Genomic DNA, 20961 nt, shown 5'->3' with positions numbered 1-20961 from the left:
TCAGGTCGATGTAGCTCGAACATGCAACTCGGTCGGTTCCTTCTCCCCTCTGGGGAGAGGGTTAGGGTGAGGGGTGGCCTCAGGATTCACTCCAAATGTTCAGGCTTCACCGGATCACCCGATTTCATATCCAGCTGCACCCGCACATCTTCAAACATCGCGTCGTAATGCTTGTGCACCGAGCCAATGCTGCTATGGGTCTTGGGGATTCCGTACTTCTCGGCAATGTGCGTCACGTTGCTGGCGAAGTTGTAGGCCTGGTCCTTGGGCAGGAAGAACTGCTCTTCCATGTCCTTGCCCTGGATGCTGCCATGCAAAGTGAACTGCATGCCTTGGCCTCCTTCGGGATCCTGGGCGACTTCATAGTCCAGGCACAGGTTGTAGCTGACATCATCGTCATTCAGCGCGTGGCGCTCGAAGTGCAAGTGACCCGGTTCAAACGTGGCCATTGGCGTCTCTCCTTATAAATAAGTAATGCCAGGTGTCGCCGTGCTGATGCGCGTGCCGGCCTTGCCCTGGACGATGGCTTCGATGTCCGAGAGTGAACCGATGACCGCGACTTTGCCAGTCTGGCGGGCGAATTCGCAGGCAGCCTGGACCTTCGGTCCCATTGAGCCGGCGGCGAAGCCGAGTTTTTCCATATCGTCCGGGTGGGCCTGGGCGATGGCTTTTTGCGTGGGTTTGCCGAAGTCGATAAACGCGGCGCTGACGTCGGTGGCGATCACCAGCAGATCGCTTTCCAGCTGTTCGGCCAGCAACGCCGAGCACAGGTCCTTGTCGATCACCGCTTCCACGCCTTCGAGTTTGCCGCTGGCGCCGTACATCGTCGGGATGCCACCACCGCCCGCACAAATCACGATGCTGCCCTTGTCCAGCAGCCACTTGATCGGGCGGATTTCGAAGATGCGTTTGGGCCGTGGGCTGGCGACCACGCGGCGGTATTTGTCGCCGTCCGGGGCAATCGCCCAGCCTTTTTCGGCGGCGAGTTTTTCGGCTTCCGCTTTCGAGTACACCGGGCCGATGGGTTTGCTCGGGTTCTGGAACGCGGGGTCGTTGGCATCGACTTCAACTTGCGTCAGCAGGGTCGCGAACGGGACTTCGAAGTCCAGCAGATTGCCCAGTTCCTGTTCGATGATGTAGCCGATCATGCCTTCGGTTTCGGCGCCGAGCACGTCCAGCGGGTAAGGCGAAACCGAGGTGTAGGCCGCCGCTTGCAGCGACAGCAGGCCGACTTGCGGGCCATTGCCGTGGGCGATGACCAATTGGTTACCGGGGTAGACCTTGGCGATCTGTTCGGTGGCGACGCGGATGTTGGCGCGTTGATTGTCCGCGGTCATGGGTTCACCACGGCGGAGCAGGGCGTTACCGCCCAGGGCGACGACGATACGCATAGTGCAGTCCTTCTACAGAGAGCTGGCAAACGACTTGGCCTACTGTGGGAGCGGGCGTGCTCGCGAATGCGGTGTATCAGTCGCCATCAATGTTGCCTGACACACTGCATTCGCGAGCAAGCCCGCTCCCACATTGACTGTGTTTCGTCAGTGGGAGTCTTTTAGATATCCGCCAACGCCGACACCAATATCGCCTTGATCGTGTGCATGCGGTTTTCCGCTTGTTCGAAGGCGATGTTGGCCGGGGATTCGAAGACTTCTTCGGTCACTTCGACGCCATTGGCCAGGTGCGGATAACGCGCGGCGATGTCTTTGCCGACCTTGGTTTCGCTGTTGTGGAACGCCGGCAGGCAGTGCATGAACTTCACGCGCGGGTTGCCCGAGGCTTTCATCATTGCGGTGTTGACCTGGTACGGCAGCAGTTGCTCGATGCGCTCGTCCCACGCTTCCACCGGCTCACCCATCGACACCCAGATGTCGGTGTGGATGAAGTCCACGCCCTTGACCGCCTCTTTCGGGTCTTCGGTGATGGTGATGCGCGCGCCGCTTTCCTCGGCGAACGCTTTGCACTGGTCGATAAAATCCTGATGCGGCCACAGCGCTTTCGGCGCGCCGATGCGCACGTCCATGCCCAGTTTGGCGCCGATCATCAGCAGCGAGTTGCCCATGTTGTAGCGCGCATCGCCGAGGTAGGCGTAGCTGATTTCGTGCATCGGTTTGTCGCTGTGCTCACGCATGGTCAGCACGTCGGCGATCATTTGCGTCGGGTGGAATTCAGCCGTCAGGCCGTTGAACACCGGCACGCCGGCAAACTTGGCCAGCTCTTCGACGATTTCCTGTTCGAAGCCACGGTATTCGATGGCGTCGAACATCCGGCCCAAGACGCGGGCGGTGTCTTTCATGCTTTCTTTGTGGCCGATTTGCGACGACACCGGGTCGATGTAGGTGACGTGGGCGCCCTGATCATGGGCCGCGACTTCGAAGGCGCAACGGGTGCGGGTCGAGGTCTTTTCGAAAATCAGCGCGATGTTCTTGCCTTTCAGGTGCGCACGCTCGGTGCCGGTGTACTTGGCGCGCTTGAGGTCCCGGGACAGGTCGATCAGGTAGTTGAGCTCGCGAGTGGTGTGGTGCATCAAGCTCAGCAGGCTGCGGTTGCGCATGTTAAAAGCCATGATTTGGATCTCCTTGGGTTTCGGTTATCCCCCGGCCTCACACTTTATAAGGGCGAGGCCGGGCGCAAAAATTAATAGTCGATAGGGTCGCGAATGATCGGGCAGGTCATGCAGTGGCCGCCGCCACGGCCGCGACCGAGTTCGCCGGCACTGATGGTGATCACTTCCACGCCGGCCTTGCGCAGCAAGGTGTTGGTGTAGGTATTGCGGTCGTAGCCGATCACCACGCCCGGTTCCAGGGCCACCACGTTGTTGCCGTCATCCCACTGCTCGCGCTCGGCGGCGAAGCTGTTGCCGCCGGTTTCCACCACGCGCAGGGTTTTGAGATTGAGTGCGGCGGCCACGGTGTCGAGGAAATTGGTTTCTTCGCGGCGGATGTCGATGCCACCCGGTTTGCTGTCGTCAGGACGCAGAGTAAAGGCGACGATCTGGTTCACCACTTCCGGGAAAATCGTCACCAGGTCGCGGTCGCAGAAGCTGAACACAGTGTCCAGGTGCATCGCCGCGCGGGACTTCGGCAGGCCGGCGACGATCACCCGCTCCACGGCGTTGTGCTTGAACAGGTTCAGCGCCAGTTGGCCGATGGCCTGGCGCGACGAACGCTCGCCCATGCCAATCAAGACCACGCCGTTGCCCAGCGGCATCACGTCGCCGCCTTCGAGCGTGGCGTTGCCGTGTTCCTGATCCGGGTCGCCGTACCAGACCTGGAAGTCGGCGTTGGTAAACTCCGGGTGGAACTTGTAGATGGCGCTGGCCAGCAACGTTTCCTGACGGCGCGCCGGCCAGTACATCGGGTTCAGGGTCACGCCACCGAAGATCCAGCAGGTGGTGTCGCGGGTGAACTGGGTGTTGGGCAGCGGCGGCAGAATGAAGCTGGAGTGGCCGAGGAAGTCGCGGAACATCTCGATGGTCTTGCCGCCGAAGCTGTTCGGCAGGTCATCGGCCGACACGCCGCCAATCAGGTACTCGGCGATCTTGCGCGGCTCCAGGCTGCGCAGCCACGAACCGACTTCATTGACCAGGCCCAGGCCCACCGAATTGGCGGTGATCTTGCGTTCGAGAATCCAGTCCAGCGCTTCGGGAATCGCGACGATGTCGGTCAGCAGGTTGTGCATTTCCAGCACGTCGACGTTGCGTTCGCGCATCTTGGTGACGAAATCGAAATGGTCACGCTTGGCCTGGGCGACCCACAGCACATCGTCGAACAGCAGTTCGTCGCAGTTGTTCGGGGTCAGCCGCTGGTGGGCCAGGCCGGGGGAGCAAACCAAGACTTTGCGCAGTTTGCCGGCTTCGGAATGGACGCCGTACTTCACTTTTTCCGTGGTCATTACAGTGATCCTCCAGATTGAAACGGTTACAGAGTCAGGAAGCCGGCATACAGCCCGTAAGCCGCGATCAGGGCGCCGACAACGACGGCGGCGAAAATCAGCTTCTCGACATTGGTGAAAACCTGTTTGCCCACTTCGATCTTGGCCTTGGCGAACAGGATCGCGCCGGGGGCGTAGAGCAGGGCGGAAAGCAGCAGGTATTTGATGCCGCCGGCATACAGCAGCCAGACCGCGTAGATCACGGCGATGCCGCCGATGATCAGGTCTTTCTTGCGTTCGGCCAGGGCGTTTTCATAACTCTCGCCGCGCACCGCCAACAGCAACGCGTAGGCCGCCGACCACAGGTATGGCACCAGAATCATCGAGGTGGCGAGGTAGATCAGCGACAGGTAAGTGCTGGCGGAAAACAGCGTGATGATCAGGAACACCTGCACCATCGCGTTGGTCAGCCACAAAGCGTTGACCGGCACATGGTTGGCGTTTTCCTTGCGCAGGAACGCCGGCATGGTGTGGTCCTTGGCGGCGGCGAACATGATCTCCGCACACAGCAGCACCCAGGACAGCAAAGCGCCGAGCAGCGAGATAATCAGACCAACACTGATCAGCACCGCGCCCCAGTGACCGACCACATGTTCCAGCACCGCCGCCATCGACGGGTTCTGCAACTTGGCCAGTTCCGGTTGGGTCATGATGCCCAGGGACAACACGTTCACCAGCACCAGGAACAACAGCACGGTGATGAAACCGATCACCGTGGCTTTACCGACGTCGCTGCGTTTTTCCGCGCGGGCCGAGAAGATGCTCGCGCCTTCGATGCCGATGAACACCCAGACGGTGACCAGCATCATGTTGCGCACCTGGCTCATCACACTGCCCAGGGTGGTGTTGTTTTTGCCCCAGATGTCAGCGGTGAAGATGTCCAGTTTGAAGGCGAACACGGCGATCAATACAAACAGCAACAGCGGCACGACCTTGGCGACGGTGGTCACGAGGTTGATGAACGCCGCTTCCTTGATCCCGCGTAGCACCAGGAAATGCACGGCCCAGAGCAGCACCGATGCGCCGATCACCGCCGCGACAGTGTTTCCTTCGCCGAAGATCGGAAAGAAATAACCCAATGTGCTGAACAGCAACACGAAGTAGCCGACGTTGCCCAGCCAGGCACTGATCCAGTAACCCCAGGCCGACGAGAAACCCATGTAGTCGCCGAAACCGGCCTTGGCGTAGGCGTAGACACCGCCGTCCAGGTCAGGTTTGCGGTTGGCCAGGGTTTGAAAGACGAACGCGAGGGTCAACATGCCGACTGCGGTAATGGCCCAACCGATCAACACGGCACCGACGTCCGCACTGGCGGCCATGTTTTGCGGCAAGGAGAAGATCCCGCCACCAATCATTGAGCCAACGACCAATGCAACGAGCGCACCGAGTTTCAGTTTTCCGGGGGATTCAGACATTGCATGACTCCAGTGCAGGAGAAGAGAGGCAACAGATTAAATCTGTTAACTGTTCAATCAGCTGACATAGATCAGTGCATGGGCACATTCCATTGTTAATGAAAGACTTATGAACTATTAGCGCGCATAGCTGTATTGCTGGAAAATCCCATTCCAGAGGCTTTGGCGGGGTTGATGGGAAATAACGCTTATCGCGTAGAGCTTTTTAAACTAGTCCGTTTTTGTGTTTTCGCAAATGTTGCCTTCTGTTGGCAGTGCAGCATTGATTTATTCGGATTGACACACAAAACTGCTATGCGCTGATTGCCATAGATTGATCGGCTATAAATAAAAGACGTTACCAGCTGTTAGTTATTAGACGTTATTGCGCTTTATCTATTTAGTTAAGTGTCAGAGGGGGGCTGTGGTTTTGAAATTATGGCTGGCGTATCGACCACCTTATGACTGGGCCGCGATGCTGGGATTTTTGTCGGCGCGGGCGATTGCCGGGATGGAGACGGTGGTCGATGGCGTGTATTCGCGCAGCATCGGTTTGCAGGGTGTGCATGGTACGTTTTCGATCAAGCCCGCCGGTGCCGATGCGCTGGAGGTAACTCTGGATTTTCCCGACCCGGGCGCCATGCCCGAGATCGAGGCGCGGTTGCGGCGGATGTTTGATCTGGATGCCGACTTGCCCTCGATCCATCGACATTTGGCGATAGATCCGCTGATGGCGCGCTTGATTGCCGAACGTCCCGGCTTGCGCGTGCCGGGGACGTGGGAGGGTTTGGAGCTGGCGATTCGCGCGGTGTTGGGGCAGCAGATTACCGTGGGCGCGGCGATCAAACTGGCGGGGAAACTGGTGGCGCAGTATGGCGAGCCATTGCGTTCACCGCTGCCGGGGCTGACCCATGTGTTTCCTCAGGCCGGGGTGTTGGCGGCCGCGGACCTGGCGGCATTGGGCATGCCGAAAAGTCGTGGGCGGACGCTGTCGGGTGTGGCGCAGGCGTTGCTCGATGATCCGTTGTTGTTTGAACCGGGACGCGAGGGCTGCGTGGCGCGGTTGTTGGCGTTGCACGGGATTGGCGACTGGACGGCGCAGTACATTGCGTTGCGGCAGTTGCGTGAGTTGGATGGGTTTCCGAACGGGGATGTGGGGTTGATCAATGCGTTGGCGGCGCTTGAGGGCGGGCCGGTGACTGCGCGGGAGTTGTTGTTGCGGGCCGAGGCTTGGCGGCCCTTTCGAGGATATGCGGCGCAGCTTTTGTGGGCTTCGTTGAGTCGGGTTGATTGAAGGTTTTGTGGTGACTGGGCGGGCCTCATCGCGAGCAAGCTCGCTCCCACAGTTGACCGAGTTTCCATGAAGGAATGCGGTTCCCTGTGGGAGCGAGCTTGCTAGCGATGGCTATCTGAAGATCACCACCACTGCGCGCGATGGGAACCCAATTCCGCCGCCGGCAGTGTCCACTGCAACGGCGTCCCGATGATCTTCAACGGAACATGCAGCCGATGCGCCGGCCCCCAAGGCGTCTGCTCAATCAACAGCCCTTGATCATTCTCATCTTCGGCCCGCAACGGCTCATTCGTCCCGGCGCCCTGTTCGATCAATAACTTGGCCGTGCGCGCCAACGACAACCGCGCCGATCCTCCCTGTCCCAGCAACGTGATCGCCGCTGCAGCCATCAAATACCCGGTGGCATGATCCAGCGCCTGCGCCGGCAACGGCGTCGGCTTGTCGGCTTTCTTCCATTGCTGGCCGGCCTCGGCGATGCCGCTGCTCATCTGCACCAAACTGTCGAAACCCCGGCGGTTCTGCCACGGGCCGCTCCAGCCGTAGGCATTGAGGCAGACGTCGATCAGGCCGGGGGCCAGACTTTGGCGTTCAGTCACGCCGTAACCCAGGCGCTCCAGTGCATCGGCGCGGTAGCCGTGGAGCAAAATGTCGGCGTCCTTGAGCAGGCTTTCGAACACCGCTCGATCAGCCTTGTCGTGCAAGTCCAGGCGCGCGCAGCGTTTGCCAAGGGTGACTTCCGGCACGACACCGGGCTCGTTCCAGGTCGGCGGGTCGATGCGCAAGACGTCGGCACCGAGCCCGGCGAGAAAGCGGCTGGCGGTGGGGCCGGCGAGCACGCGGGTCAAGTCCAGCACCTTGATTCCGGCCAGCGGTCGAGCCATCGAGCCTTGCCACGCCTTGATGTGTTGACCGTGGTTGGCGCTGAATTGAATCAACGGCTCGGCGTTCACCGCGATGCCTTGCGGGTGAGCCTGCCATTGCGCCCAGGTGCGCATTTCGGCGGCGCAGCCACCGGCCTCGACCACGGCGAGTTCCAGATCGGTCCTGGCCCATTTCGCCACCTGGCTCGCCATCGCGGCGCGGTCGGCACAGGCGCCGAGCACGCGTTCGGCGGCGACGCGGTGATGCGGGGCATTGGTGTGCAGGCGAATCCAGCCGTCCTTCGTCGCATAGTCACCGGCGACCGGGTCCCACAGCGGCGGCACGCTCCAGCCCACCGGGCGGATCGAGGTGGCGAACCAGAACGAAGCGAGGCGACGATCGACTTCCAGGCTGGGCAAGTGGCCGGTTTGCTGTTGCAGCAATTGGCTGACAGCCTGGCCGGCGGCGCCGATGCTGGCGCAGGCCAGGTCGGTGACGGCGAACGCCGAGGGCAGGGCGCCGCTCGACGTGAATGGGATCGGGGTGTGCGGCAAGCCGAGTGCGGCTTGAATGGACGTGAGTAAATCAGTCATCGAAGGCCCTCCGGAACGAGGGGTCGATCATAGATCAAAACAGATGACAGGCCAGATGAAATCCCTTTGTGTGCAATTACCCCCTGTGGGAGCGGGCTTGCTCGCGAATGCGGTGTGTCAGCAACATTGATATCGACTGACACGACTCCTTCGCGAGCAAGCCCGCTCCCACAGGGGGAATTGCGGTGGATCGTTAAACCCGGAACTGATCCATTAATTTCATCTGATGGGTGGCCAAAGCATTCAGTTGGCTGCTGATCTGCGCCGATTCGGTCGCCTGCCCGGTCAGGGTTTCGGTGACGGTACGGATCGCCGAGACGTTGCGGTTGACCTCTTCGGCCACGGCGCTTTGCTGTTCGGCGGCGCTGGCGATTTGCAGGTTCATGTCGCTGATCACGGTCACTGCATCGCTGATCTTGCCCAGGGCCTGGACCGCTTGCTGGATTTGCCCGGCGTTGCTGTGGGCCTGGGTCTGGCTCGAATGCATGGTGGCGACCACGCCGCGGGTGCCGGTCTGGATGCGCTCAATGACGATGCGAATTTCTTCCACCGAGTCCTGGGTGCGTTTGGCCAGGTTGCGTACTTCATCGGCGACCACCGCAAAGCCGCGACCGCTTTCGCCGGCGCGGGCCGCTTCAATTGCTGCGTTGAGCGCCAGCAGGTTGGTTTGTTCGGCGATGCTGCGGATCACTTCCAGCACCGAACCGATCTGCTCGCTGTTGACCGCCAGGGCTTCGACTTCGGTCACGGCTTTGCTGACTTCATCGGCCAGCAAGTTAATGTCCCGGGTGCTGCGCTCGATGATTTGCATGCCATCGCGAGCGGATTGGTCGGCGCCCTTGGCCGCGTTGGCGGCGTTCGATGCGCTGTTGGCGACGTCGTGGGCGGTGGCGCTCATTTCGTTGGACGCGGTGGCGACCTGGTCGATTTCGCGGAACTGCACCTGCATGCCTTCGCTGGTCTGACGAGCGATTTCCGAAGACTGGTCGGCGGTGCCACGGGCATCGGTGATGCTCTGCTTGATCTGGGCGATGGTCGGTTGCAGCTTGTCGAGGAAGCGGTTGAACCAGCTCACCAGTTCGCCGAGTTCGTCTTTTTTGGTGTAGTTCAAGCGTTGGGTCAGGTCACCGTCGCCGCTGGCGATTGCCTTGAGCATTTCAGCGACGCTGTTGATTGGCCGGGTTACGCCGGAAGCCGTGAGCCAGATCAGCAGCAGACCGACCAGGCCCGCCGCGATGGCCACCAACAACGCCTGGATGGTGCCGGTTTGTTGCGCGTCATCGAGCACCGCTTGCAGCTTCACCGAGTCGGCCAGCAGCACTTGTTTCGGCAGGTCGATCACCACGCCCCAGGCTTTGGAATCGGGAATCGGACTGACCGGGTACACCGCGCGGATCAGGTCGCCTTGTTCAAGAATCTTCGGCGAGCCGTTGCCGAGCAGTTGCAGGACTTCCTTGCCGTCCGCACCGAGGGTCTCGCCGATGCTCTTACCGACTTTGCCAGCGTCGACGCTGTAGCCGGCGAGCACACCGCTGCCGGAAACGATCAGCATATGCCCGGCGTTGTTGAACAGGTCACGCTGGGAATCCACCGCCGCGGCTTGCAACGCGTCGAGGGCGATGTCCACGCCGACCACGCCGATGGCCTTGCCGTCCACCAACAGCGGGACGGAAATGGTGGTCATGAGCATTTCCTTGCCGCCGACGGTGTCGGCATACGGGTCCAGCAGGCAGGTGCGTTTGTTGTCGCGAGGGCAGGTGTACCAGCTGTTGTACGGCGTGCCGCTGAGGCTCAGGGTGGTTTTGGTCATGTCGTCTTCGACCATGATCGTGTTCAGCCCGGTGCCACCGGCACGGCTCCAGTAACTGGCGAAGCGTCCGGCTTCGTTGGACTGGCGGGCCGCGTCATTGGTGAACTCACTGTCCTTGCCGTCGAGGCCATTGGGTTCGAACGCCAGCCAGATCCCCAGCACCTTGCTGTTGCGCTCGAAAGCGGTTTTCAGGCTCTGGTTCAACTCTTCACGCAGCGCTCCGGCCTCCAGCGAACGCTTGGCGGCCAGGGTGCGCATGTCCTTGATCTGATCAGCCAGGGCCGTCACCACCAGCAGGCTTTCACCGAAGGTCTTCTGCACCCGCACGGCTTGCTCGGCGGCTTTGGCCTGCAACAGGTTTTGCACACTGGCGGTGAGCATTTTGCTGCTGGAGCCATTGACCAGTTCGTCGTTCTGATTGGTCTGGTAGATGTTCATGCCGACGATCAGCGCGACGACGCCAAGCAGGCACAGACCGGACAACAGAACGATTTTCAGGCGGATGGACAGAGAGTCGAACATAGGGCGAACTCGCAAATGGATGAGGTGTTGGCCAGAGACGGGAAAGGCTCCCGCTCGCCAAGTCCATTCAGCGCCATTTAATGCACATCGGCGCGCGCAGAGCTTGCATGAGGGGCAAGCGGACGAACGGTATCAGGTGAACGTTTGCGCAGGAGAATCCCCTGAAACGCGCTGGAATACAGGAGATTTGCGGTGATTCTGTGGTGAGGAATTTGTGTGGCTCAGGAAGGTTGCGGTGTGGATTCCGGTCGCGACCAGATCCACAGATTGCCCAGGCTCATGCCGGCAATCGCCAGGTAAATCGGCCAGCCGTGATCGAGCATCACCAGCATCAAACCGGCGCAGAGCAACATGCTGACGGTGGCGCTGACCTTGGCCCGGCGGGCGATGATTTTGCCGTTGCGCCAGTTGCACAGGATCGGCCCGAATAACCGATGGTTTTCCAGCCAGGCGCTCAGGCGCGGCGAACTCTTGGTCGCGGCCCAGGCGGCGAGAAGGATGAACTCGGTGGTCGGCAGGCCCGGTACGACAATCGCAATCAAGCCGATGCCCAGGCTGACGTAGGCCAGCAGGCCGAACAGGAGGCGGGTGAGTTTGGAGGAGGCGAGGTGAGGCATGGGGCTTAGGGTGACCAAGGTGGCGCGTGATCGGCAAGGGTTGAGTCTTGCGGGTGTATATAAATCCCTTGTGGGAGCGGGCTTGCTCGCGAAGGCGGTGTGTCAGGCGCCCTTAATATCGACTGACACACCGCTTTCGCGAGCAAGCCCGCTCCCACAGAGGAGGGGGCGTTGTCAGGCGAGTTCCGGGGTGTAGGCCTGTTCCAGCAGCACGGTGAAGCGGTTGAACGCATCGACCGCCGCTTGCTCGATTTCAGCTTCTTCCTGAGCACTGAATTCCAGCGAATCGAGGGTTTTGACGAAGCGCTTCCAGCCTTCCGCGCGACCACCGGCCGGCTCACCGAGGTGACGGGCACCGAAGGTTTCGCTTAGACCCAGGCCCACGGCGCGCTTGATCAGGAATGCCGCGCCCAGCTTCGAGCCTTCGGAGACGAACAACCAACCCAGGGCCGCCGCTTTGCTTGGGTTGTTTACAGCGCCGGCCACTGCTGCCGGGACCTCGGTGTCCAGGTCCGCCAGGTCAGCCTTGGCCGCTTCGGCGCGGCAGCGCGTCGGCAGGTCCGGGACGATCGCGGTCAGTTCGGCGTCGTTGTACAGCGCCACCAGTTCCGACTGGAACAGGTACTGCGCGACCACGAAACGGGCGAAGTTGGCCTGGGTTTCAAACGGTGCGTGGGCTTTGACCAGCGCATCCAGTTTGGTGTGGGGCTCGTTGGTGATCTGGTTCAAACGTTGCGAACGCAGGGCGGCGCGTTGTGCTGTGTCCTGGGAAGTCATGGGAAATCCTTGTGAAAAAAGAGGCGCTTGGTAACGAGACGAACAAGAAGACGCCCGAGCGTAAAAAAACCTCACTGCAACGCATTAACACATGCGTTGCAGTGAGGTGTTCAGGCTCAGATATCCCAGACCAGATTGATCGCGAAGTTGCGACCCGGCTGGGTCAGGCGATCCAGGTTGGCCGGTTGCGTCACCGAAGCTTCGCCGACGCTGTCGTAACCGCGCACGTCATCCCACTGCCAGTACTTCTTGTTGGTCAGGTTGTACAGGCCGGCGTTGACGGTCACGTCGTCGGTAACCTTGTAGAAACCGGCCAGGTCGAGCACGCCATAACCCGGGGTCTTGAACTGGGTGCTGGTGCCGTCCGGGGTCTTGAAGCTGGTGCTGTCGACGCGGTCCTTGCGTTTGACCAGGGTCCAGCTCAACAGCGCGCCGTAATTGTCCTGGTCGTAACCGAGGCCGAACACGCCGGTCAGCGGGTTGATGCTGTTCAGCGGCTGGCCGGTATCATCGTTACGGCCGTACAGGTACGACATCGAGCTTTGGGTGTAGAGGCCGGTCGGTGCGCCGAAGGTGTCGAGGTTCAGGCGACCCTTGAGCTCCACGCCCTTGATGGTGGCGTGCTTGATGTTATTGCTCTGGAACGTGGTCTCGGTGTAGCCGGGAGTAATGGCGTTCTCGTCGATGAAGTCGCGGTATTTGTTGTAGAACACCGCCACGTCGAAGCTGCCCGCCTCGAATTGGCCGCGCAGGCCGGTTTCATAGCTCTTGCTCTTTTCCGGATCCAGATCGGGATTCGGCGCGACCTGATAACCGCCAGAGAGGTTTTCGAAGCGACCGTACAAGGCTTTGGCGGTCGGCGTGCGGAAGCCTTCGGCGTACTGGCCGTACCAGGTGTAGTTATCGTTGAAGCTGTAAGTGGTGCCGAACTTCGGCGACAGGCGATGCCAGGTCTTGGTCTTGTCGCTGACGACGCCGTTGCCGCTCTGGTCGGCGGTGGCCAGGAACTCGTCGGTGATGTGCGGCTTGAGTTGGGTATAGTCGTAGCGCGCGCCCGGCAGGAAGGTCCAGTTGCCCCAGCTGATCTGGTCCTGGGCGAACAGGCTGTAGCTGTTGATGGTCGGGTCCGGGAAGTCGCTGGCCGGTTTCAGGGTGTCAGTGGCGCTTGGCGCACCTATCACGCGGCAAGTGCCGGCCACGGTCAGGCAGGTGCCGCTGCCGGTGCGCAGACCGGTGACTTTGTCCTGCTTGATGGTGGTGCCGTAGGTGACGGTGTGATCGGTGTCAGCAATTGCGAAGGACTTGTCGGCCTGGGCGTCGAACACCCATTGGCGATCCTTGTAATTGGTGTTGCGCTCGCGCAGCACGGTGCGTGACGGCGCGTAGATTTCTTCGGTGCTCTGGTCGGTCTTGGCGATCTGGTAGTTCAGCGACCACTTGATGTGGTCGGCCAGGGCCGTGTCGAGGCCGAAGCTGTGCTCCAGGCCAAAGCGTTCGCGGGTCACGGTGTCGTTACCGGTGCGGGACTTGTAGAAACCGAAACCGCGTCCGGCGTTAAACGGACCACCAACCGCACTCAGTTGGTTGGTGTCGCGGTCGTCTTTGTATTTCTCGTAGGTCAGGCCCAGGCGCGCGTCATCGGCGTAATTCCAGCCCAGTTTGGCCAGCACGTTGGTGGTGCGCACGTCTTCGGGGTTGGCCTCGGTGCGGTTGAGGCCGGTGCCGCCGGTTTCGCCGTAGGAGTCGGTTTCATGGCCATTGCGTTGGCTCAGGTGCAGCAAACCGTCGAAATCGCCGGTGCGGCCAGCCACGGTGCCGGACGTCAGCCAGCTGTCGTCGGCCGAGCTGTAGCCGGTTTTCAGGCGCGCGCCGACGTCTTTGCCAGGCTTGATGATGTCGTCCGGGTCGAGGGTGTAGTAGCTGACGGCGCCGCCGATGGCGTTGCTGCCGTACAGAACCGAGGCCGGGCCACGCAGGATTTCGACGCGTTTGACGATTTCCGGATCGACGTAGTTGCGGTTGGTCTGGGCGTAAGGGCCGTTGAAGAAACTGTCCGGCACTTGCACGCCGTCGACTTGAGTCAGCACGCGGTCGCCGTCGATGCCGCGGATGTTGTAGCCGGTGAGCCCTGCGCGTTGGCCGGCACCGCCCACCGAAACACCCGGCTCGTAGCGCACCAGATCCTTGATGGTGTTGACGTTGTTGCGGTCCAGCTCTTCGCGGGTCTGCACGGTGACCGTGGCCGGCACGCTGTCGATGCTTTGTTCCTGGCGGGTGGCGCTGATCGTCACTTGTTGCAGGTTGAGCGCGCCACTGCTGCTGCGTTTTTCCAGCACGATGTTGTTATTGCCCAGTTTGCGATAGCCAAGGTTGGTCCCCACCAACAGGCGATCCAGGGCTTTTTCCGGAGGCAGCGAACCGCGCACACCCGGCGAGGCGACGCCTTCAGCCAGTTCGGCCGGCAAGCCGACCTGCCAGCCCGTCACAGCGGTAAAGGCATTGAGGGCCGACACCAGCGACTGCTGTGGAATGGCGAACGAATAATCGCCCATGTTGCGGCTTGGCTGCTCGGCAGCGGTGGCGGCCATGAGCGGCGCGGCACCGGCCATCAGGATGGCGGCGGTCAGCAGCGACAACACGCGGGAAGGTGAAGAGGACTGGCGGGTATGGCGAGAGGACATCGATAGCGCTCCGTGTCGCACGAATCTTTATAGGTGCAGATTGGCATCGATAGATGCGAATCAATTGCATTGGCTATAACGAGACGAACGAGCTTCTGCTATCGAGTAAAAATAATTCTCATTTAGTTCAAGATCACCAGCGCCGGGAATTCTTGAAGCCTTGCCGAAGTGATGTGGGCGAGGGAACGGACCACGTCCAGCGGCTGGTCGAGGCGGTAATTGCCGGTGACGGCGACGTCGGCCAACTGCTCGTTGTTGTTGATGATCCAGCCCGGATAGTAGCGACGCAGCTCCGCCAGCACCTGGCTCAGCGGGCAGTTTTCGAACACCAGCCGGCCCTGGACCCACGCCAGGTCGGTAGCGGCATCGAGCTTGGCCGGGCGGTCGAAACCGTTGGGGCCGATGCGAATGCTTTCGCCGGCCGAGAGCCGCACCCGCGCATCGTCACGGGTGGCGCGCAAATCCACATCGCCGCGCTGCACCCGGACTTGCGCCACGCCGTCGAGGTAACGCACGGCAAACGCGGTATCGCGCACGCTGGCCTTGACCGGTCCGGCGTCGATTTCCAGCGCCTGACCACGGTTGGCCTGCACCTCGAAAAACGCCTCGCCCTGATACAGCCGGGCCACGCGCTGCTGATCATTGATGGTGCTGGAAAACGCCGAGTTGGTATTGAGCAGGACTTTGGAGCCGTCCTCCAGCTGCAGACGCTGGCGCTCACCGACCACGGTCAGGTGATCGGCCTGCAAGCGCATCGGCAGATTACTGAAACTGAATAATCCGAGGATCAACACCGCCGCCGTGGCCAGGGGTTTCCAGTGCGGACGCAGGCGCGACAGCACGCTGACTTTCGGCGGTTGGGCGGCGAGGCTTTGCGCACATTGCGTGACCAGCGGACCGTCCCAGATCGCCTGGGCCTTGGCGAAGGCTTCGGCGTGCAACGGGTCGGCGGCGAGCCAGTCGTGGAACTGTCGGGTCTGTTCCGCGCTCGGACTGCCCATGACAATCAACCAGTCCAAGGCCTGGTCCATCGCGTTTGCAGTGTCCCGTGCCGGTTCAGGCGTTTGGGTGCGGTGGGTGTCCGTCACGGTGTTTCCTCGGCAGTGTCTGTGCACGGCTGGTTTTTTAGTCGAGCTTGCAAGTGAGCAAGGGTAGCAAAGCCTTGTGTGCTCAGTCGCCGTTTAAGCGTTCTGCGACACCGATGCAGATCGCCATGATCAGCTTCAGTTCCTTTTGCACGGTGCTCAACGACACACCGAGTTTCTCGGAAATCTCCAGATAGCTGTGCCCATGCAGGCGACTGAGGATAAAGATTTGTTGCTGACGATTGCTCAGTTCACCGAGGCTCACGTTCAAACGCTCCAGCAATTGTTCGGCATGGACGGCGTCCTCGGCGCTGCTGGCGGGGGCGGCGATGCTTTCCACCACCTCCGGCGGGACGTCATCGAGCAGGGTGCGGGATTGAATACGCCGCGCACGCAAATGGTCCAGCGCCAGGTTGCGGGCGGTCTGGAACACGAAGGGTTCGAGGTGATCGATGGCCCGCTCACTGAGCGCCCGGGTCACGCGCAGGTAGGTTTCCTGCAGCAGGTCTTCGGCGGTGCTGTGATTATTGACCATCCGCTCCAACGTGCGCAGCAAGGAAACCCGCTGGGCGATGAAGACGTGATTGAAACGCGATTGACTCACGGGAAGACCTGATCCATTTCGAGCGAATGATAATGCTTATCATCCACTCGAATGGTCAAGTGCTGATTTGTGAAGCTGCTTTGCGCAGGGCTAGGCGCGACCCAACAGATAAGTCGCGTAATCCGGAATCCGGTGCTCGTGCGCCTGATCCATCAACGGACTGCTCAACAGGTAATCGGCGCTGCATTCGTTGCAGGCCACCGGAATGTTCCAGACCGCCGCGACCCGCAGCAACGCCTTGATGTCCGGGTCGTGGGGTTGCGGTTCGAACGGGTCCCAGAAGAACACCAGCATGTCGACCCGCTGCTCGGCGATACGCGCACCGAGTTGCTGGTCGCCGCCCAATGGGCCGCTGATCATGCTTTCCACCGGCAGATCGAGGCGTTGTTGCAATAACAACCCGGTGGTGCCGGTGGCGACCAGTTCATGCTGCGCGAGCTTGTCTTTCTGCCGCTCGGCCCAGTCCAGCAAAAACACTTTGCAATGGTCATGGGCAACCAGGGCGATACGCTTGCGCGCCGCCAAGGTCTTTTGCGTAAAGCTGATACCGATCATCGGTGTTGCTCCCACAGGCGTAATGCGCCGCGTAGGAGCTGCCGAAGGCTGCGATCTTTTGATCTTGAGCTTCTCGGGATCGCTGAAAATCAAAATCAAAAGATCGCAGCCTTCGGCAGCTCCTACAGGTCCGCGTCAACAGGTAACGAAGCGTCGTAGCCCATTAATCATGAGGCGCCGTGCCCCATCCTCTGGATTACTCGGCGTTGCACAGCGCCAGGCAGTTATCGAGCATGCGGTTGGAGAAGCCCCATTCGTTGTCGTACCAGGCCAGGACCTTGAGCAGCTTGCCGCTGGACTTGGTGTGGTTGGCATCGAAGATCGACGACAGCGGGTTGTGATTGAAGTCACTCGAAACCAGCGGCAGGGTGTTGTAGCCGAGGATTTTCGAGTGTTGCGCAGCTTCTTTCAGCAGGGCATTCACTTCATCGGCCGACGCCTCGCGCTTGAGCTGCACGGTCAGGTCCACCAGCGATACGTTGATCACTGGAACACGCACCGCCATGCCGGTCAGTTTGCCCGCCAGTTCCGGCAGCACCAGGCCCACTGCTTCAGCGGCGCCGGTCTTGCTCGGGATCATGTTCTGGGTGGCCGAACGGGCGCGGTACGGGTCGGTGTGGTAGACGTCGGTCAGGTTCTGGTCGTTGGTGTAGGCGTGGATCGTGGTCATCAGACCGCTTTCGATCCCCAGCTCGCGATGCAGTACCTGGGCCACCGGGGCCAGGCAGTTAGTGGTGCACGACGCGTTGGAAATAATCTGGTGCGACTGGCGCAGGATGTCGTGGTTCACGCCGTAAACCACGGTGGCGTCGGCGCCTTTGGCCGGGGCCGAGATAATCACTTTGCGCGCGCCGGCCGTAATATGCGCGGCGGCTTTGGCACGGTCGGTGAACAGACCGGTGCATTCGAAGACCACATCAATCTTCTCGGCAGCCCATGGCAGTTCGGCCGGGTTGCGGATGGCGCTGACCGAAATACGGTCACCATTGACGGTCAGGCTTTCGTTATCGTGCTGGACATCGGCGTCGAAAGTGCCGTGAACGGTGTCGTACTTCAGTAGATGCGCGTTGATCGAGCTGTCGCCCAGGTCATTGATGGCGACGATCTGCAAATCCTGGCGGTAGCCTTGGGTATACAGTGCGCGAAGGACATTACGGCCGATACGGCCAAAACCATTGATTGCGATTCGAAGAGTCATTTAACAGGGCCGCCGTCGTTTTGTTGTTGGAATTACAAGATTATTCGCATAAAAATAGAAAACAAGCCTTTTTAATGGCAATATTTTGTTCAATCTACAACGAGTGACCTGAATCAACTGGTCCGATCGATCAAGAAAGCCGCCCGTCACCCCATCGACAACGGTCCTTGATCAGCATAGACAATCAGGTCGCCACATCCGTTAGCCTGGAGTTCTACACATGCATCCCCGCGTCCTTGAGGTCACCGAACGGCTTATCGCCCGTAGCCGAGCTACGCGTGAGGCTTACCTTGCGCTGATTCGCGGCGCTGCCAGCGACGGTCCGATGCGCGGCAAGCTGCAATGCGCCAACTTCGCCCACGGCGTGGCCGGTTGCGGCACCGAAGACAAGAACAGTCTGCGGATGATGAACTCCGCGAACATCGCAATTGTTTCTTCGTATAACGACATGCTCTCGGCGCATCAGCCGTATGAAGTCTTTCCTGAACAGATCAAAAAAGCCCTGCGCGAAATCGGCTCGGTCGGCCAATTCGCCGGCGGCACCCCGGCGATGTGCGATGGCGTGACCCAGGGCGAGCCCGGCATGGAACTGAGCCTGCCGAGCCGTGAAGTGATCGCGTTGTCCACCGCCGTGGCGCTGTCCCACAACATGTTCGACGGCGCGCTGATGCTCGGCATCTGCGACAAGATCGTCCCGGGCCTGATGATGGGCGCGCTGCGTTTCGGTCATCTGCCGACGATCTTCGTGCCGGGCGGGCCGATGGTCTCGGGCATTTCCAACAAGCAGAAAGCCGACGTGCGCCAGCGCTACGCCGAAGGCAAGGCCAGCCGAGAAGAGCTGCTGGAATCGGAAATGAACTCCTACCACAGCCCCGGCACCTGCACCTTCTACGGCACCGCCAACACCAACCAATTGCTGATGGAAGTCATGGGCCTGCACTTGCCGGGCGCTTCTTTCGTCAACCCGAACACGCCGTTGCGTGATGCCCTGACCCGCGAGGCGGCGCACCAGGTCACGCGTCTGACCAAGCAGAACGGCGACTTCATGCCGATCGGCGAAATCGTCGACGAGCGTTCGCTGGTCAACTCCATCGTGGCGCTGCACGCCACCGGCGGCTCGACCAACCACACCTTGCACATGCCGGCCATCGCCATGGCCGCGGGCATTCAATTGACCTGGCAGGACATGGCCGACCTCTCCGAAGTCGTGCCGACCCTGAGCCACGTCTACCCGAACGGCAAAGCCGACATCAACCACTTCCAGGCCGCGGGCGGCATGTCGTTCCTGATCCGCGAACTGCTGGAGGCCGGGCTGCTCCACGAAAACGTCAACACCGTGCTCGGCCATGGCCTGAGCCGCTACACCGTGGAACCGTTCCTCGATAAAGGCGAACTGGTGTGGCGCGAAGGCCCGATCGAAAGCCTCGACGAAACCATCCTGCGTCCGGTGGCCCGCGCGTTCTCGCCCGAGGGCGGCTTGCGGGTGATGGAAGGCAATCTTGGGCGCGGCGTGATGAAAGTCTCCGCCGTCGCGTTGGAAAACCAGGTCGTCGAAGCACCGGCCATGGTGTTCCAGGATCAGCAGGATTTGGCCGATGCGTTCAAGGCCGGTTTGCTGGAGAAGGACTTTGTCGCGGTGATGCGCTTCCAGGGCCCGCGCTCCAATGGCATGCCGGAACTGCACAAGATGACGCCGTTCCTGGGTGTGTTGCAGGATCGCGGCTTCAAAGTGGCGCTGGTGACTGACGGGCGGATGTCCGGCGCCTCGGGGAAAATCCCGGCGGCGATTCACGTCAGCCCCGAAGCGTATGTGGGCGGCGCTCTTGCGCGGGTGCAAGAGGGCGATATCATCCGCGTCGATGGCGTCAAAGGCACCCTGGAGCTTAAGGTGGACGCCGAAGAATTCGCAGCGCGCACGCCGGCCAAGGGTTTGTTGGGTAACAACATCGGCAGCGGGCGCGAACTGTTTGGTTTCATGCGCATGGCTTTCAGCTCCGCAGAGCAGGGCGCCAGCGCCTTCACTTCTGCCCTGGAGACGCTTAATTGAAACTGGCTTTGGTCGGTGACATCGGTGGGACCAACGCACGTTTCGCGTTGTGGAAAAACCAGCAACTGGAATCGATCCAGGTATTGCCGACGGCAGATCACGCCAGCCCGGAGGAGGCCATTGGTGTCTACCTGAGCGGGTTGGGGCTGAAACCGGGCGATATCGCTTCGGTGTGTTTATCAGTTGCAGGCCCGGTGAGTGGCGATGAATTCAAATTCACCAACAATCACTGGCGCCTGAGCCGCAAGGCGTTCTGCCAGACCTTGCAGGTGGATCAACTGCTGCTGGTCAACGACTTCTCGGCCATGGCCCTGGGCATGACCCGTTTGCAGCCGGGCGAATTCCGCGTGGTCTGCGAAGGCACGCCGGAACCGTTGCGTCCGGCGGTGGTGATCGGTCCGGGCACCGGTTTGGGCGTCGGCACTTTGCTCGATCTCGGCGAGGGCCGTTATGCGGCGTTGCCGGGGGAGGGCGGTCACGTCGATTTGCCGCTGAGCAGCCCGCGTGAAACCCAGTTGTGGCAACACATCTTCAATGAAATCGGGCATGTCAGTGCCGAGACCGCGTTGAGTGGTGGTGGCTTGCCGCGCGTCTATCGGGCGATTTGCGCGGTGGACGGGCACGAACCGGTGCTCGACACCCCGGAAGCGATTACCGCTGCAGGTCTGGCGGGCGATCCGATTGCCCTGGAAGTGCTGGAACAGTTCTGCTGCTGGCTCGGTCGCGTGGCCGGCAACAACGTGCTGACCACCGGTGGGCGCGGCGGCGTGTTTATCGTCGGCGGCGTGATTCCTCGGTTTGCCGATTTCTTCGTTGAAAGCGGTTTCGCCCGATGCTTCGCCGACAAGGGCTGCATGAGCGATTACTTCAAAGGCATTCCGGTGTGGCTGGTGACGGCGCCGTATTCCGGCCTCGTCGGCGCGGGTGTGGCGCTCGATCAAGCCTGAAACGCGATCAAAATGTGGGAGCGGGCTTGCTCGCGAAAGCGGTGTA

Annotated in this window: 17 protein-coding genes; 3 read left to right on the top strand and 14 right to left on the bottom strand. The window is 60.9% G+C overall.

Annotated features, from left to right (window positions below):
* Nucleotides 1-86: 86 nt before the first annotated feature.
* The 5 genes from HB680_RS25335 to arcD form a co-directional block, all read right to left on the bottom strand.
* The gene (locus tag HB680_RS25335) at nt 87-449 is read right to left on the bottom strand and encodes a DUF5064 family protein (RefSeq protein ID WP_213941147.1); all 363 of its coding nucleotides are present in this window, start codon (nt 447-449) and stop codon (nt 87-89) included.
* Nucleotides 450-461: 12 nt separating this feature from the next.
* The gene (arcC, locus tag HB680_RS25330) at nt 462-1391 is read right to left on the bottom strand and encodes a carbamate kinase (RefSeq protein ID WP_213941146.1); all 930 of its coding nucleotides are present in this window, start codon (nt 1389-1391) and stop codon (nt 462-464) included.
* Between the two features lie 161 nt (nt 1392-1552).
* Nucleotides 1553-2563, bottom strand: coding sequence for an ornithine carbamoyltransferase (locus tag HB680_RS25325; RefSeq protein ID WP_213941145.1), 1011 nt, complete (start codon nt 2561-2563; stop codon nt 1553-1555).
* 71 nt (nt 2564-2634) lie between these two features.
* The gene (gene arcA / locus HB680_RS25320) at nt 2635-3891 is read right to left on the bottom strand and encodes an arginine deiminase (protein ID WP_213941144.1); all 1257 of its coding nucleotides are present in this window, start codon (nt 3889-3891) and stop codon (nt 2635-2637) included.
* A 26-nt stretch (nt 3892-3917) separates the two neighbouring features.
* Nucleotides 3918-5345, bottom strand: a complete 1428-nt coding sequence (gene arcD / locus HB680_RS25315) for an arginine-ornithine antiporter (protein ID WP_213941143.1) — start codon at nt 5343-5345, stop codon at nt 3918-3920.
* 409 nt (nt 5346-5754) lie between these two features.
* On the opposite strand from arcD, the gene HB680_RS25310 reads away from it, so the two are divergent.
* Nucleotides 5755-6618, top strand: a complete 864-nt coding sequence (locus HB680_RS25310; RefSeq protein WP_213941142.1) for an AlkA N-terminal domain-containing protein — start codon at nt 5755-5757, stop codon at nt 6616-6618.
* Nucleotides 6619-6740: 122 nt separating this feature from the next.
* On the opposite strand, the gene HB680_RS25305 is transcribed toward HB680_RS25310, so the two are convergent.
* The 9 genes from HB680_RS25305 to gap form a co-directional block, all read right to left on the bottom strand.
* Nucleotides 6741-8072, bottom strand: coding sequence for a CoA transferase (locus tag HB680_RS25305; protein WP_213941141.1), 1332 nt, complete (start codon nt 8070-8072; stop codon nt 6741-6743).
* A gap of 193 nt (nt 8073-8265) precedes the next feature.
* Nucleotides 8266-10404: a methyl-accepting chemotaxis protein gene (locus HB680_RS25300; protein ID WP_213941140.1), complete on the bottom strand. Its 2139-nt coding sequence runs from the start codon at nt 10402-10404 to the stop codon at nt 8266-8268.
* Between the two features lie 221 nt (nt 10405-10625).
* Complete coding sequence (locus HB680_RS25295) at nt 10626-11021, bottom strand: YbaN family protein (protein WP_213941139.1); 396 nt, start codon at nt 11019-11021, stop codon at nt 10626-10628.
* Nucleotides 11022-11195: 174 nt separating this feature from the next.
* Nucleotides 11196-11798 (bottom strand): biliverdin-producing heme oxygenase, encoded by a 603-nt coding sequence (locus HB680_RS25290; protein WP_213941138.1) that lies wholly within the window; start codon nt 11796-11798, stop codon nt 11196-11198.
* A gap of 116 nt (nt 11799-11914) precedes the next feature.
* Nucleotides 11915-14479 carry a TonB-dependent receptor gene (locus HB680_RS25285; protein ID WP_213941137.1) on the bottom strand — a complete coding sequence of 855 codons (2565 nt, stop codon included), beginning with the start codon at nt 14477-14479 and terminating at the stop codon, nt 11915-11917.
* Nucleotides 14480-14601: 122 nt separating this feature from the next.
* A complete protein-coding gene (locus HB680_RS25280; RefSeq protein WP_213941136.1) occupies nt 14602-15567 on the bottom strand; it encodes a FecR domain-containing protein in 966 nt (321 codons plus the stop codon).
* 82 nt (nt 15568-15649) lie between these two features.
* Nucleotides 15650-16168 (bottom strand): sigma-70 family RNA polymerase sigma factor, encoded by a 519-nt coding sequence (locus HB680_RS25275; protein ID WP_213941135.1) that lies wholly within the window; start codon nt 16166-16168, stop codon nt 15650-15652.
* A gap of 90 nt (nt 16169-16258) precedes the next feature.
* Nucleotides 16259-16723 (bottom strand): methylglyoxal synthase, encoded by a 465-nt coding sequence (locus HB680_RS25270; RefSeq protein WP_213941134.1) that lies wholly within the window; start codon nt 16721-16723, stop codon nt 16259-16261.
* A 196-nt stretch (nt 16724-16919) separates the two neighbouring features.
* Nucleotides 16920-17921 (bottom strand): type I glyceraldehyde-3-phosphate dehydrogenase, encoded by a 1002-nt coding sequence (gene gap, locus HB680_RS25265; protein ID WP_054044940.1) that lies wholly within the window; start codon nt 17919-17921, stop codon nt 16920-16922.
* Nucleotides 17922-18141: 220 nt separating this feature from the next.
* Here gap and edd point away from each other — a divergent pair, with 220 nt between their 5' ends.
* Together edd and HB680_RS25255 are read left to right on the top strand one after the other, a co-directional pair.
* Nucleotides 18142-19968, top strand: coding sequence for a phosphogluconate dehydratase (gene edd, locus HB680_RS25260; RefSeq protein WP_213941133.1), 1827 nt, complete (start codon nt 18142-18144; stop codon nt 19966-19968).
* Complete coding sequence (locus tag HB680_RS25255) at nt 19965-20915, top strand: glucokinase (protein ID WP_213941132.1); 951 nt, start codon at nt 19965-19967, stop codon at nt 20913-20915. The genes edd and HB680_RS25255 overlap by 4 nt, the downstream gene beginning before the upstream one ends.
* Nucleotides 20916-20961: the final 46 nt, after the last annotated feature.

This window comes from Pseudomonas sp. dw_612 (assembly GCF_018449725.1).
GTDB lineage: Bacteria > Pseudomonadota > Gammaproteobacteria > Pseudomonadales > Pseudomonadaceae > Aquipseudomonas.
The sequence above is the reverse complement of the archived record's forward strand: the minus strand, read 5'-3'. Positions and strand labels throughout refer to the sequence as shown.